The sequence below is a fragment of the Microbacterium sp. NPDC058389 genome (genome assembly GCF_042722305.1).
In the GTDB taxonomy this organism is placed as follows: Bacteria; Actinomycetota; Actinomycetes; order Actinomycetales; family Microbacteriaceae; genus Microbacterium.
Genome location: NZ_JBHXJQ010000010.1, coordinates 1 through 13,641, shown reverse-complemented (window position 1 = coordinate 13,641; position 13,641 = coordinate 1). Strand labels below are relative to the sequence as shown.

The following is a 13,641-nucleotide window of genomic DNA, read 5'->3' as shown; positions in this document are numbered from 1 at the left end:
CGAAAGAAGGGGTGCCCTTAAGATTACCCGCATGATCCCTGACCTCACCCGACAGGAGGCTGTGCGCGACGCCGCGGCCTCCGGCATCCCCTCCGCCCTCGCCGATCTCGGCGATCTCGTGCGCATCCCGTCCGTCGCCTTCCCCGGTTTCGACCCGTCGCAGGTGCAGCGCAGTGCCGAGGCGGTGGCGGGTCTCGTGCGCGAGACCGGGCTGTTCGAGACCGTCGAGATCCGCACCGCGGTGATCCCCGAGACGGGGGAGCAGGGCAACCCCGCTGTGCTCGCGACGCGCGCCGCCCGCAACGGCCGGCCGACGATCCTGCTGTACGCGCACCACGACGTGCAGCCGGTCGGCGACGAGGCGCTGTGGGACTCGCCGCCGTTCGAGCCGACTGTCCGCGACGGGCGTCTGTACGGACGCGGCGCGGCCGATGACAAGGCTGGCATCATGGCCCACATCGCCGCGCTGCGCGCAGTGAAGGAGGCGCTGGGCGCCGACTTCGATCTCGGCGTCGCGCTGTTCTTCGAGGGCGAGGAGGAGGCCGGCTCCCGGTCGTTCGCGCAGTTCCTCTCCGACAACGCGGACGCTCTCCGCGCCGACGTCATCGTCGTGGCCGACTCGGGCAACTGGGACGACAAGACCCCCGCGCTGACCGTGTCGCTGCGCGGCAACACCCGGTTCACGCTGCGGGTCCGCACGCTCGAGCACGCCTCGCACTCCGGCATGTTCGGCGGCGCCGTGCCCGACGCCATGATGGCCACCGTCAAGCTCCTCGCCACGCTGTGGGACGCGGACGGCGCGGTCGCCGTCGCCGGGATGACCGAACGGGATGCCGCCACACCCGAGTACACCGAAGCGACGCTGCGAGACGAGGCCGGGCTTCCCGAAGGCGTGTCGCCAGCCGGCACCGGCACCATCCTCAGCCGCATCTGGAACAAGCCGTCGATCACCGTCACCGGCATCGACGCGCCGACGGTCGTCAACGCCTCCAACACGCTGAGCCCGGAGATCTCCGTCGTCATCAGCGCCCGCGTGGCGCCCGGGCAGGACGCGCGCGACGCGTACGCCGCCATCGAGGCGCACCTGCGGGCGCACGCACCGTTCGGGGCGGAGCTGGAGTTCACCGATCAGGACTACGGCAACCCGTTCCTCGTGGACACGTCCGGCTGGGCGGTCGAGGCCGCGCGCGAAGCCCTGCACGAGGGCTACGGCGTCGAGTCGGTCGACATCGGCGTCGGGGGATCGATCCCGTTCATCGCGGATCTCGTGCGTGAATTCCCGGGCGCACAGATCCTCGTCACGGGCGTGGAGGACCCGCACGCGCGGGCACACAGCCCCAACGAGTCGCTCCACCTCGACACGTTCCGCCACGCGGTCCTGTCCGAGGCGCTCCTGCTGGAGAAGCTCGACGCGCGGACGGCGGACGCCTGATACGGCCGGTTCCGAGCCTTCCCGCGGCGGGCACGCGTACAATCGAGGCATCCCGCCGCCGGCAGTGGATGAACGATCCAGGCGGCCCGTCCGGAGGAGTGCCATGACCGACACCGCACTGACGACCGAGCAGACCGCTCGCGACCACGGCGTTCTGCTGACCGACGCCGCCGCGGGCAAGGTCCGGAACCTGCTGGAGCAGGAGGGCCGCGACGACCTGCGTCTGCGCGTCGCCGTGCAGCCTGGCGGCTGCAGCGGCCTGATCTACCAGCTCTACTTCGACGAGCGGTACCTCGACGGCGACAAGACCGTCGACTTCGACGGCGTCGAGGTGATCGTCGACGACATGAGCGTCCCGTACCTCGACGGCGCGACGATCGACTTCAAGGACACGATCTCGGAGCAGGGTTTCACCATCGACAACCCCAACGCGGCGGGCTCATGCGCCTGCGGTGACAGCTTCCACTGATCGGCTAACGATCCGAGCACTTTTGCGGCGGGTCCGAGCGCTTCGAATGGCGCCCGGGCCCGCCGTTTTCGCGCGCTCCGACACGATCCAACCTGGGCGGATGGCCTGAATCCCCTGGACGCTTGCCCTAGACTGGCGAGAGTCCTGTTCGTGATCGGAAAGGTGCACCGTGCCTTCGAAACGCCGTATCCGCTGGGCCGTTCTCCCCATCGGGGTCGCGACGGCTGCACTCCTCGCCGGATGCACCCCGACCGAGCTGCACGGCTTCCTCCCCGGGTTCACCGAAGACGGCCAAGCGGCCACCAACCACACCGACATGGTGGCGGGTCTGTGGGTCAACTCGTGGATCGTCCTGCTGATCGTCGGCATCATCACGTGGGGCCTGATGGGCTGGGCCGCGATCGCGTACCGCCGCCGCAAGGGCCAGACCGGACTGCCCGTCCAGCTGCGGTACAACATGCCGATCGAGATCTTCTACACGATCGTGCCGCTGATCCTCGTGGTCGGGTTCTTCGCCTTCACGGCCCGCGACCAGACGATCCTCGAGACGCAGTACGACGACCCCGACGTCTCGATCACCGCGATCGGCAAGCAGTGGGCCTGGGACTTCCAGTACGACGGCGCCACCGACGACGAGACGGTGTGGTCCATGGGCGTGCAGGCGCAGACCGACGCCAAGGGCGACATCATCAACGAGCTGCCGACGCTGTACCTGCCTGTCGACAAGACGGTGAAGATCAAGCTCACGTCGCGCGACGTCATCCACTCGTTCTGGATCATCGACTTCCTGTACAAGAAGGACATGTACATCGGCAAGGACAACTTCTGGTCCTTCACGCCGACCCGCGAGGGCACGTACGCCGGCAAGTGCGCCGAGCTCTGCGGCGACTACCACTCGATGATGCTCTTCAACGTCAAGGTCGTGAGCGACGGCGAGTACGAGGACTACCTCGACTCGCTGCGTGACGCCGGCCAGACGGGCGACATCAACGACGCATACGACCGACTGCAGAACCTCCCGGGCACGGGCGGTTCCGTCAATGAGAACGTGGAAGAGGTGGACCACTGATGGCGACGACACTCCCTCTCCAGGAGACGTCCCAGGGGCGTCCGACGACCCTGCCGCCGCGGCAGGCGGCTCTGCTCAGCGCAACGCGCGTCGAGCAGAAGGGCAACATCATCGTCAAATGGATCACCTCCACCGACCACAAGACGATCGGCTACATGTACCTGATCGCGTCCGTGATCTTCTTCCTCCTCGGAGGAGTCATGGCGCTCATCATCCGTGCTGAGCTCTTCGAGCCCGGCATGCAGATCGTGCCGACGAAAGAGCAGTACAACCAGCTCTTCACGATGCACGGCACGATCATGCTGCTCATGTTCGCGACCCCGCTGTTCGCGGGCTTCGCGAACGCGATCCTGCCCCTTCAGATCGGTGCGCCCGACGTCGCCTTCCCGCGTCTGAACGCCTTCGCGTTCTGGCTGTTCCTGTTCGGCTCGACGATCGCGGTCGCGGGCTTCCTCACCCCGCAGGGTGCGGCAGCCTTCGGATGGTTCGCGTATCAGCCGCTCGCCAACGCCTCGTTCTCGCCGGGCGCCGGCGGCAACCTGTGGATGCTCGGCCTCGGCATGAGCGGTTTCGGCACGATCCTCGGCGCCGTGAACTTCATCACGACGATCATCACGATGCGCGCCCCGGGCATGACCATGTGGCGCATGCCGATCTTCTCGTGGAACACGCTCATCACGAGCATCCTGATCCTGATGGCGTTCCCCGTGCTCGCCGCGGCGATCCTCGCCGCGGCCGCGGATCGCGTGCTCGGCGCCCACATCTACGACCCGGCCAACGGCGGAGTGCTCCTGTGGCAGCACCTGTTCTGGTTCTTCGGTCACCCCGAGGTGTACATCATCGCGCTGCCGTTCTTCGGCATCGTCTCCGAGATCTTCCCGGTGTTCAGCCGCAAGCCGATCTTCGGATACAAGACCCTCGTCTACGCGACGATCGCGATCGCGGCGCTCTCGGTCGCGGTGTGGGCGCACCACATGTACGTGACCGGCGCAGTCCTGCTGCCGTTCTTCGCGCTCATGACGATGCTCATCGCGGTCCCGACCGGCGTGAAGATCTTCAACTGGATCGGCACGCTGTGGCGAGGCTCGGTGACGTTCGAGACGCCCATGGTGTTCGCGCTCGGCTTCCTCGTGTCGTTCGTCTTCGGTGGTCTGACCGGTGTCATCCTCGCCTCGCCGCCGCTGGACTTCGCGCTGTCGGACTCGTACTTCGTCGTCGCCCACTTCCACTACGTGGTGTTCGGAACGGTCGTCTTCGCGATGTTCGCAGGCTTCTACTTCTGGTGGCCCAAGTGGACCGGTCGCATGCTCAACGAGCGCCTCGGCTACGTGCACTTCTGGATGCTCTTCATCGGCTTCCACATGACGTTCCTCATCCAGCACTGGCTGGGCGTCGACGGCATGGTCCGCCGCTACGCCGACTACTCGGAGGCGGACGGCTGGACGTGGCAGAACCAGGTCTCGACGATCGGCGCCTTCATCCTCGGTGCGTCGATGATCCCGTTCCTCTTCAACGTGTGGATCACGGCACGCAAGGCGCCCAAGGTCACGGTCAACGACCCGTGGGGCTACGGTGCATCGCTCGAATGGGCGACGTCCTGCCCGCCGCCGCGACACAACTTCACGTCGATCCCGCGCATCCGCAGCGAGCGGCCCGCGTTCGACCTGAACCACCCGGAGGCCGCCGAGTCGCCGGTTCTTGTCGGGGCCGAGGGAGAGGTCAAGTAAGTGCGCACCAACACCGGACTCTGGTGGCTGCTGTCGGCCTTCTTCCTGTTCGTCGCCGCCGTCTACACGGGGTGGAACATCATCGCCCACGCCTCGGCTACCGTCCCGTGGTACCACGCCATCGAGTGGGTGGGCAGCGTGGCGCTGCTGTTCACCGCCTTCATGGGCGCGCTGATCGCGTTCTACATCGGCCGCGTGCACAAGGCGCAGGGCGGCGAGCTGCCTGAGGACGTCCTGACCTCCGACATCGACGACGGCGACCCCGAGCTCGGCGAGTTCAGCCCGTGGTCGTGGTGGCCCCTCGTCCTGGCCTTCTCGGCAGCGCTCGGCATGATCGGTCTCGCCGTCGGCGCCTGGCTCATGCCCATCGGCATCGGCGTCTTCGTGGTGGCCATCGTCGGCTGGGTGTACGAGTACTACCGCGGCTACTTCGCCCGCTGATCGGCTCTCAGTCGAGCTGCATGGCCTGCCGCTTCACGAGCGCGGGGCCCCGTCTATGACGGGGCCCCGCGCTCGTCTGCATGCAGCGGCGCACTCCGACGTCGGCCCGCACCGCACGGTCAACCAGGACGCGGCCTTCACGGCCCCGTGGGGCGCCGCGGTGGCCCACGGCGTCGGGGGAGGACCGGCGGGAGATCTGGCCTCTGCAGCGCTCGTACCAGGCCCTCGTCGACCAGGGGATAGTGGCCACCGAGGATGCCGTCACGCATCCGCTGCGGAACATCATCACCGCGTCGCTCAGCGGCGCGGATCGGGATGCCGCGACCGTCGCCGTCCAGGAAGCCGTCGTCGGCGACCGGTGGCTGCTGTGCAGTGACGGGCTCTCGGACTGCGTGCCCGCCGATGAGATCCAGGTGCGCCTGCAGGATCATGCCATCCTGCAGCCGCCGCTGCGGCGTGCGTGGCGATCGCCCTGGAGGCAGGGACACGGGACAACGTCACCGCGGTGGTGTGCGATGTCGTGGCCGACGTCTCGTACGGCGGCGGACGCCCCCAGGCGTCCTTCTACGGCGCCGCCGCCGCACGATTCGTGGAGGAGCTGGACTCCGCGTGAGGCTTCGCCTCGCGGGCGCTCAGCCGCCGACAGGGACGCGTACGACCATCACCTGGGCGTCGAACACGCGGGGGAGCGGGCCCTCGTCGTTGACGGCAGGCTGGCCTTCGCGGACCCAGTACTCGTAGCCGCCGATCATCTCGCGCACGGCGTATCCGAGCTTCGCGAACTCGACGGCACCCTTCGCGCCCGCGTTGCAGCCGGGGCTCCAGCAGTAGACGACCACCGGCGTGCCGGCAGGGATCTCGTGCGGCGCGCGCTCCGCGATCTCACGGTAGGGGATGTGCACGGCGCCCTGGACGCGTCCCTGAGCCCACGCCTCGTCTCCGCGCACGTCGACGAGCACGAAGTCTTCGCCGGCCTTCTGCGCGGCGTACACGTCGGAGGCGTCGGTCTCGAGGGCGAGCTTCGTGGAGAAGTAGGTCAGAGCGTCGGTCATGCGTCCACAGTAGGGCCGTCGCGCGCCGCCACGAGGCGGCGGCGGTGCCACAGGTCGCCGGATTCCTGCCGACCTGGGGAGTGGCGGGGAGCGCCTGTCGGCACGCCCGAATGACGGATGCCTCGGCACGATCTGTTCGATCGTGCCGAGGCATCCGTCGGCGAAGTGGACGACCTTACTGGTCGGACTCCTTCTCGCGGTTCTTCGGAGCCTTCGTGCCCGGCTCGGGCTCGGGGATGATCACGTTCGAGGGCCGGACGGGCACCTCGCTGTTGTGACCGTCGTCGATCGGCTTGTGCGGGGCATCCGGGACACCGGCGCGCTCGTGAGCGCCCTGGATCTCGAGCTCCTCCTCGGCAGCCAGGTGGTCGAGGTCGTGGTGCTGGTGCGCCAGCGCCGCGTCGAGCTCGCCCTGGGTGACCGGGGTGAGGCGGTCCTCGAAGAACCACCGCGAGATCGACGCACGGAAGTTCTGGTGCCACGGGATGCGGCCCTTGGCGTTCGGACGCACGACAAGCGGCTCGTAGGTGTCGAAGTCGGCCAGCTTGAAGCGCTCGTACTCGTCGACCGGCTGGTGGACCTCGATGTACTCGCCACCGGGGAGGCGGACGATGCGACCGGACTCGTAGCCGTGGAGCGCGATCTCGCGGTCCTTCTTCTGCAGTGCGATGCAGATGCGCTTGGTGACGAAGTAGGCGACGATCGGGCCCAGGATCAGCAGAGCCTGGAGCGTGTGGATGACACCCTCCATCGTCAGCCAGAAGTGGGTCGCGATGATGTCGGACGACGCCGCCGCCCACATGACCGCGTACATCGTCACGCCCGCAGCGCCGATCGCCGTGCGCGTGGCCGCGTTGCGCGGACGCTGGGCGATGTGGTGCTCGCGCTTGTCGCCCGTGACCCACGCCTCGATGAAGGGGTAGATCAGGACCAGGATGATGAAGATGCCGATGACGCCGAGCGGCACCAGGATGTTGAACGACCAGGTGCGGTCGAGGAACACGACCTCCCACCCCGGCGGGATGAGACGCAGCATGCCGTCGGCGAAGCCGATGTACCAGTCGGGCTGGGTACCGGCGGACACGGGGGACGGGTCGTAGGGGCCGTAGTTCCAGATCGGGTTGATCGTGAACAGCGAAGCGATGAGCACGATGACGCCGAACGTGATGAACAGGAACCCGCCCATCTTCGACATGTAGACCGGCATCATCGGGTAGCCGACGACGACGCTGTTGGTGCGACCGGCGCCCGCGAACTGCGTGTGCTTGTTGATCACCATCAGCATGAGGTGGACCACGAGCAGTCCGACGAGGATCGCCGGCAGCAGCAGGATGTGCAGCGTGTACAGGCGGCCGACGATCGCGGTGCCCGGGAACTCGCCGCCGAACAGCAGGAACGACGTCCACGTGCCGATCAGCGGGATGCCCTTGACCATGCCGTCGATGATGCGCAGGCCGTTGCCCGAGAGCACGTCGTCGGGGAGCGAGTAGCCGGTGAAGCCCTCGGCCATCGCGAGGATGAACAGGATGAAGCCGATCACCCAGTTGAGCTCGCGCGGCTTGCGGAACGCGCCCGTGAAGAACACGCGCAGCATGTGCACGCCGATGCCGGCGACGAAGACGAGCGCCGCCCAGTGGTGCATCTGGCGGACGAGCAGACCGCCGCGGATGTCGAACGAGATGTTGAGCGTCGACGACATGGCCGCCGACATCTCGATGCCGCGCATCGGCAGGAACGCGCCGTTGTAGTGGGTCTCGACCATCGACGCCTGGAAGAAGAACGTGAGGAACGTTCCCGACAGCAGGACGACGACGAAGGCCCACAGGGCGATCTCGCCGAGCATGAACGACCAGTGGTCGGGGAAGATCTTGCGGCCGAGCTCCTTGACGAAGCCCGAAAGGCTCGTGCGCTCGTCGATGTAGTTCGCGGTGGCGCCGATGAAGCGCCCGCCCAGGGGCTTGTCGCGCCCGGTCGTCGACGCGGGTGCCACGGGAGCCTCAGGCTGCTCGGTGACGGTTGCGGTACTCAATGACGCTCCCAGAAGCTCGGGCCGACGGGTTCGGTGAAGTCGCTGCGCGCGACCAGGTAGCCCTCGTCGTCGACGGTGATCGGCAGCTGCGGCAGCGGACGCGCCGCCGGGCCGAAGATGACCTTGGCGTGGTCGGTGACGTCGAACTGCGACTGGTGGCACGGGCAGAGCAGGTGGTGCGTCTGCTGCTCGTACAGGGCGACGGGGCAGCCGACGTGCGTGCACACCTTGGAGTACGCGACGATGCCGTTGTACGACCACTCCTTGCGGTCTTCGCTCTCGGTGAGCTGCTCCGGCAGGAGGCGCACCAGGAGGACGAGGGCCTTGGCCTTCTCTTCGAGGTAGCCGTCGCTGTGCGACACCGCGGCCAGCTCCTCCGGGATGACGTGCACGGCCGAGCCGAGGGTGAGGTCCGCAGCACGGATCGGCTCGCCAGACGGGTCGTGCGCGAGGCGCATGCCCTTCTTCCACATGGTGTGCTCGAGGAGGTACACCGGGTCGCCCGCGTGGGGCTTCTCGGGGGAGTTGAACGGCGCGAGTCCGCGGAACAGCACGACACCCGGCACGACGGAGGCCACGACGGCGGCGATCAGCGAGTTGCGGATCATCACGCGGCGGCCGAAGCCGGACTCCTCGTTGGCGTCGGCGAACGCCTGGATCGCGGCCTCGCGCGTCGTGTCGCGACCGCGGGTCGCGTGACGGGGCTCGACGAACTCCTTGTCGGACATGACGGCCTTCGACCAGTGGATCGCGCCGATGCCGATGGCCAGCAGCGCGAGGGCGATGCCGAGTCCGATGAAGAGGTTGTTGCTGCGGATGTCGACGATCCGGCCGCTCTCGATCGGGAAGAGCATGTAGGCGGCGACCGCCCAGATGCTGCCCGCGATCGAGAGGTAGAAGAGGGTGTAGACCGTGCGAACGGCGCGCTGCATCGCGGCCGGGTCCTTGTCGGTGACCCGTGCACGGTGCGGCGGAAGCCCAGGGTTGTTCACCGGGTCGCTGACCGCTACGGCGAGCCCGGGGGAGGGCTTCCAGGAAGCCCTCTCGTGCTCGAGCGGGTCGTCCTCGTGGGCCATGCTGCTCCTCAGTCGGTATTGCGTCTTATGAACGTGATCAGTTGGACTTCGCCGTGATCCACACGGTGATGGCGATCAGCGAACCGATCCCGAAGATCCAGATGAAGAGGCCCTCGGAGACGGGGCCCAGCGAGCCGAGCGAGAAGCCGCCCGCCGACTCGTTGTCCTGCAGGTAGAGCAGGTAGGTGATGATGTCGCGCTTCTCTTCGGTCGTCAGCGTCATGTCGTTGAAGACGGGCATGTTCTGAGGACCGGTCACCATCGCCGCGTACATGTTCAGCGGGGTGGTGGTGTGGAGGTTGGGCGCGTACTTGCCCTCGGTGAGCGCACCGCCGGCGCCGGCCACGTTGTGGCACATCGCGCAGTTGATGCGGAAGAGCTCGCCGCCCTCGGCCGCGCTGCCCTCGCCGTCGAGCACCTCGTCCTCGGGGAAGGTCGGGCCGGGCGCGATCGACTGGATGTACTCGCCGATCGCGGTGATCTGCTCGTCGGTGAACTGCACGGGCTTCTGCGGAGCCTGCGGGCCCTGCATCTGCAGCGGCATGCGTCCGGTGCTCATCTGGAAGTGCACCGCCAGCTCGCCGACGCCGTAGAGCGACGGGCCGTCGGCCGTCCCCTGGACGTCGAGGCCGTGGCACGTGGCGCAGTTGGCCTGGAAGAGCTTCTTGCCGTCCTCGGCGGTGAGTGCCGAGTTGGTCGTCGTCTCGGGGGTGGTCGCCGCCATCGCGGCGGACGCACCGGCGTACACGCCGCCGGTGATGAGCAGGCCGATGCCGATCAGGGCGGCGGCGGCCCAGGGGCTGCGGCGGCCTGTTGAGCGGCGCGTGGTCTGTCGTGCCATGTCGGGGTTCAGCTCCGCTCTCACTTGAGGAAGTAGATGACGAGGAACAGGGCGATCCAGACGACGTCGACGAAGTGCCAGTAGTACGACACGACGATGGACGAGGTCATCTCCTTGCGCCCGAAGTTCTTGACGGCGTACGCGCGGCCGATCACCAGGAGGAAGGCGATGAGGCCGCCGGTGACGTGGAGGGCGTGGAAGCCGGTGGTGAGGTAGAAGGCCGACGCGTACGCGTTCGCGTAGATCGGGAGGCCCTCGGTGACGAGCTGGGCGTACTCCCACACCTGTCCGGAGACGAACAGCGCGCCGAGCGCGAACGTCAGCCAGAACCACTCGACCATGCCCCAGCCGAGCCAGCCGCGCTTCTTGGTGGAGTAGGGCTGGAACCGCTCAGCCGCGAAGACGCCCATCTGGCACGTGACCGACGACAGCACGAGGATGATCGTGTTGACGGTCGCGTACGGGACGTTGAGGTTGGCGGTGCTCTCTGCCCACAGTTCGGGAGAGGTGCTGCGCAAGGTGAAGTAGATCGCGAAGAGGCCCGCGAAGAACATCACCTCGCTGCCGAGCCACACGATGGTTCCGACAGCGACCGGATCCGGCCGCTTGACGGACCGCATGGCCTGGGAGTAGGTCGCTGTGGAGGTCGTCACGCTCCCCATTATGGCCGATCCGGGCCGCCGATTTTCGCATCGGAGGGCATCGATTTGCCCTGACGCGAACTTAGGGGGACCTAAAAGAACACTGCGACTCTGCCGTGAACACGTGGTGAAGACGCAGAATCGCGCCCGGTGCGACGCCGTGTCACGAATCTGTTCCGATTCCCGCGCGCCGCTAGGCTTCTGCGTTATGGCGGAGCTGTACACCTGGCCGGGAATCCTCACCACGCTGCTCGAGCGGCGCGACCTCACCGTCTCGGAGTCCACATGGGCGATGAGACAGATCATGTCGGGTGCGGCGACGCCCTCGCAGCTGGCCGGCTTCCTCGTCGCGCTGCGCGCGAAAGGCGAGACGGTCGACGAGATCGTCGGCTTCCGCGACGCGATCCTCGAGGCCGCGCTGCCGCTTCCTGTGGATGCCGCGGTGCTCGACATCGTGGGCACCGGGGGCGACCGCTTCGGCACCGTGAACGTCTCGACGATGTCGGCGCTCGTGGCCGCGGCATCCGGGGTCCCCGTCGTCAAGCACGGCAACAAGGCGGCGAGCTCGTCCTCGGGCTCGTCCGACGTACTGGCGGCGCTCGGCGTCGATCTCACGCTGTCGCCGGAGGCCGTCGCCGAGACGCTGTCGCAGGCGGGCATCACCTTCGCGTTCGCGTCGGCGTTCCACCCCGGCTTCCGTCACGCCGGTCCGACCCGCAGCGAGCTGGGCGTTCCGACCGTGTTCAACTTCCTCGGGCCGCTGTGCAACCCGGCGCGTGCCGAGGCGAACGCCGTAGGTGTGGCGCACCTGGACCGCGTGCCCCTGATCACGGGCGTGTTCCGCACGCGCGGCGCGACGGCGCTGGTGTTCCGCGGCGACGACGGGCTCGACGAGCTCACCACGACGGGACACAGCAGGCTGTGGGAGGTGAGCCGCGGCGACATCCACGAGCACGACCTCGACCCGCGCGACCTCGGCATCCCGCTGGCCGACATCGACGACCTGCTCGGCGGCGAGCCGGCGTACAACGCCGAGGTCGTCCGTCGCGTGCTGGGCGGAGAGTCCGGCGCGGTCCGCGACATCGTGCTGCTCAACGCCGCGGCCGGGATCGTCGCCTACCGGCTGTTCCGCGACGCGACCCAGGTACAGCGCCCGATCCTCGAGCGCCTCGGCGAGGCGCGGGACGACGCGGCCGCCGCGATCGACAGCGGAGCGGCCGCCGCGACGCTCGACCGGTGGGTCGAGGTCACCCACACGCTGGCGCCCTAGGTTATTCACGGCCTGGCTCTACCGGAGCGTCCCTGCCGCCCGCTAGCGTGTGCGGCAGGCCCACGCTACGACCGGAGGACGCCATGACCGATGACACAGCCGCCACGTCCGCACCGCTCGACGGATCCGTCGAACCACCCGCCCGCAAGCTCGGCGGGGTGAAAGTCGTCGGAGTGCTCGGCATCATCGCCGGCATCCTGCTGATCGTCGTCGGCATCGTCGCGTGGATCGCCGTGTCGACCCAGCTGCGCGAAGAGAACATCACCGTGTCCGACGACGCGATGGCGTTCCAGGGAGCGCAGGTCGCCGGCCCGTTCACCGCGTACGCGCAGGCCGAGGTCATCCAGAAGCACGCATTGGAGATGGCGGACGGCAAGACCTACGCCGAGCTCCCGATGGACGACCCGGTGCGCGCGACCGTCATGGACGCGTCGTTCCTCCGCGCGTCGCTGTTCACGTCGGTCGTCTCGTTCGGGGTCGCGGCGTTCGCGATCGGCATGGGCATCCTGTCGATCCTGTTCGGCTGGGCGCTGCATCGCCTCGCCGGCGCGCCCGTCGTCGTCAGGCGCGCCACGATCACACCCTGAGCCCGGCTCCCGGTGAACCCGCACGACGCCCTCACCGAGATCGCGACGCTCCTCGAGCGCGAACGGTCGTCGCGGTACAAGTCGAAGGCGTTTCGCGCGGCCGCTGAGGCGATCGACGGGCTCAGCGACGCGGAGCTGAGGGATGCCGCGGCTCTGCGCCGGCGCAAGGGCGTGGGCGACTCCACCTTCGCGGTGATCCAGCAGGCCCTGGCCGGCGACGTGCCCGACTATCTCGTGGATCTGCGTGAACGAGCCGGGGTCGAACGGTCCTCGACGCTGCGCAAGAAGCTGCGCGGCGACCTGCACTCCCACAGCGAATGGTCGGACGGGCTCACCTCGATCGACCTGATGGTGGACGCGGCGCGGACGCTCGGCCACGAGTATCTCGCGCTCACGGACCACTCGCCGCGGTTGCGGGTGGCGAACGGGCTGTCGCCCGAGCGTCTGCGCTCCCAGCTCGACGTGGTGGCCGGCCTGAGCGGGGACGGCTTCACGCTGCTGTCGGGCATCGAGGTCGACATCCTCGACGACGGCGCCCTCGATCAGGACCCCGATCTGCTGGCGGTGCTCGACGTCGTGGTGGCCTCGGCGCACTCGAAGCTCCGGATGGACCGCGGTCCGATGACCCGGCGGCTGGTGGCCGCGGCATCCGACCCCCACGTCGATGTGCTGGGACACGTCACCGGCAGGCTCGTCGAAGGTTCGCGCGGCACGCGGCCACCGTCGACGTTCGAACCCCGGCCCGTGTTCGAGGCCTGTCATGCGCACGGCGTCGCGGTCGAGATCAACTCGAGACCTGAGCGGCAGGATCCGCCCGACGAGCTCATCGCGCTGGCGCTGGAGATCGGATGCCTCTTCTCGATCGACTCCGACGCGCATGCTCCGGGGCAGCTGTCGCTGCTGGACTACGGCGCCGAGCGCGCGGAGCGGCTGGGCGTCCCGCCCCAGCGGATCGTCACGACGTGGCCGCTGGAGCGGCTGCGGGAGTGGACCGGACGCGACCGCCG

Annotated in this window: 14 protein-coding genes; 9 read left to right on the top strand and 5 right to left on the bottom strand. The window is 68.1% G+C overall.

The window, feature by feature from the left end; all coding sequences use genetic code 11:
• Positions 1-31: 31 nt before the first annotated feature.
• From ACFWJ8_RS13835 to ACFWJ8_RS13810, 6 genes are all read left to right on the top strand, one after another.
• Complete coding sequence (locus ACFWJ8_RS13835; RefSeq protein ID WP_378812362.1) at positions 32-1,432, top strand: dipeptidase; 1,401 nt, start codon at positions 32-34, stop codon at positions 1,430-1,432.
• Between the two features lie 103 nt (positions 1,433-1,535).
• Entirely contained in the window at positions 1,536-1,901 is a 366-nt protein-coding gene (gene erpA, locus ACFWJ8_RS13830; protein ID WP_018170584.1) for an iron-sulfur cluster insertion protein ErpA, read from the top strand.
• Between the two features lie 169 nt (positions 1,902-2,070).
• On the top strand, positions 2,071-2,970 hold the full coding sequence (gene coxB / locus ACFWJ8_RS13825) for a cytochrome c oxidase subunit II (RefSeq protein WP_378812358.1): 900 nt from the start codon (positions 2,071-2,073) through the stop codon (positions 2,968-2,970).
• Complete coding sequence (ctaD, locus tag ACFWJ8_RS13820) at positions 2,970-4,697, top strand: cytochrome c oxidase subunit I (protein WP_018170586.1); 1,728 nt, start codon at positions 2,970-2,972, stop codon at positions 4,695-4,697. Before coxB ends, ctaD begins: the two co-directional genes overlap by 1 nt.
• Positions 4,698-5,138, top strand: a complete 441-nt coding sequence (locus tag ACFWJ8_RS13815) for a cytochrome c oxidase subunit 4 (protein ID WP_378812354.1) — start codon at positions 4,698-4,700, stop codon at positions 5,136-5,138. It begins immediately after the preceding gene.
• A 460-nt stretch (positions 5,139-5,598) separates the two neighbouring features.
• The gene (locus ACFWJ8_RS13810) at positions 5,599-5,751 is read left to right on the top strand and encodes a hypothetical protein (protein WP_378812351.1); all 153 of its coding nucleotides are present in this window, start codon (positions 5,599-5,601) and stop codon (positions 5,749-5,751) included.
• Between the two features lie 19 nt (positions 5,752-5,770).
• Here the strand turns inward: ACFWJ8_RS13810 and ACFWJ8_RS13805 are convergent, their stop codons facing one another.
• The 5 genes from ACFWJ8_RS13805 to ACFWJ8_RS13785 all read right to left on the bottom strand — a co-directional run bounded on the left by ACFWJ8_RS13805 (position 5,771) and on the right by ACFWJ8_RS13785 (position 10,798).
• Complete coding sequence (locus tag ACFWJ8_RS13805; RefSeq protein ID WP_378812348.1) at positions 5,771-6,190, bottom strand: rhodanese-like domain-containing protein; 420 nt, start codon at positions 6,188-6,190, stop codon at positions 5,771-5,773.
• Between the two features lie 175 nt (positions 6,191-6,365).
• Positions 6,366-8,219, bottom strand: a complete 1,854-nt coding sequence (locus tag ACFWJ8_RS13800; RefSeq protein ID WP_378812345.1) for a cytochrome bc complex cytochrome b subunit — start codon at positions 8,217-8,219, stop codon at positions 6,366-6,368.
• On the bottom strand, positions 8,216-9,295 hold the full coding sequence (locus ACFWJ8_RS13795; protein ID WP_378812342.1) for a Rieske 2Fe-2S domain-containing protein: 1,080 nt from the start codon (positions 9,293-9,295) through the stop codon (positions 8,216-8,218). The genes ACFWJ8_RS13800 and ACFWJ8_RS13795 overlap by 4 nt, the downstream gene beginning before the upstream one ends.
• Before the next feature lie 37 nt (positions 9,296-9,332).
• Positions 9,333-10,136, bottom strand: coding sequence for a c-type cytochrome (locus ACFWJ8_RS13790; protein ID WP_378812340.1), 804 nt, complete (start codon positions 10,134-10,136; stop codon positions 9,333-9,335).
• 20 nt (positions 10,137-10,156) lie between these two features.
• Complete coding sequence (locus tag ACFWJ8_RS13785; protein WP_378812337.1) at positions 10,157-10,798, bottom strand: heme-copper oxidase subunit III; 642 nt, start codon at positions 10,796-10,798, stop codon at positions 10,157-10,159.
• A gap of 187 nt (positions 10,799-10,985) precedes the next feature.
• On the opposite strand from ACFWJ8_RS13785, the gene trpD reads away from it, so the two are divergent.
• From trpD to ACFWJ8_RS13770, 3 genes are all read left to right on the top strand, one after another.
• On the top strand, positions 10,986-12,047 hold the full coding sequence (gene trpD / locus ACFWJ8_RS13780; RefSeq protein ID WP_378812334.1) for an anthranilate phosphoribosyltransferase: 1,062 nt from the start codon (positions 10,986-10,988) through the stop codon (positions 12,045-12,047).
• Between the two features lie 83 nt (positions 12,048-12,130).
• On the top strand, positions 12,131-12,634 hold the full coding sequence (locus tag ACFWJ8_RS13775; protein WP_378812331.1) for an aromatic ring-opening dioxygenase LigA: 504 nt from the start codon (positions 12,131-12,133) through the stop codon (positions 12,632-12,634).
• Positions 12,635-12,646: 12 nt separating this feature from the next.
• On the top strand, positions 12,647-13,641 hold a 995-nt coding region (locus tag ACFWJ8_RS13770), incomplete at its 3' end, for a PHP domain-containing protein (RefSeq protein ID WP_378812328.1).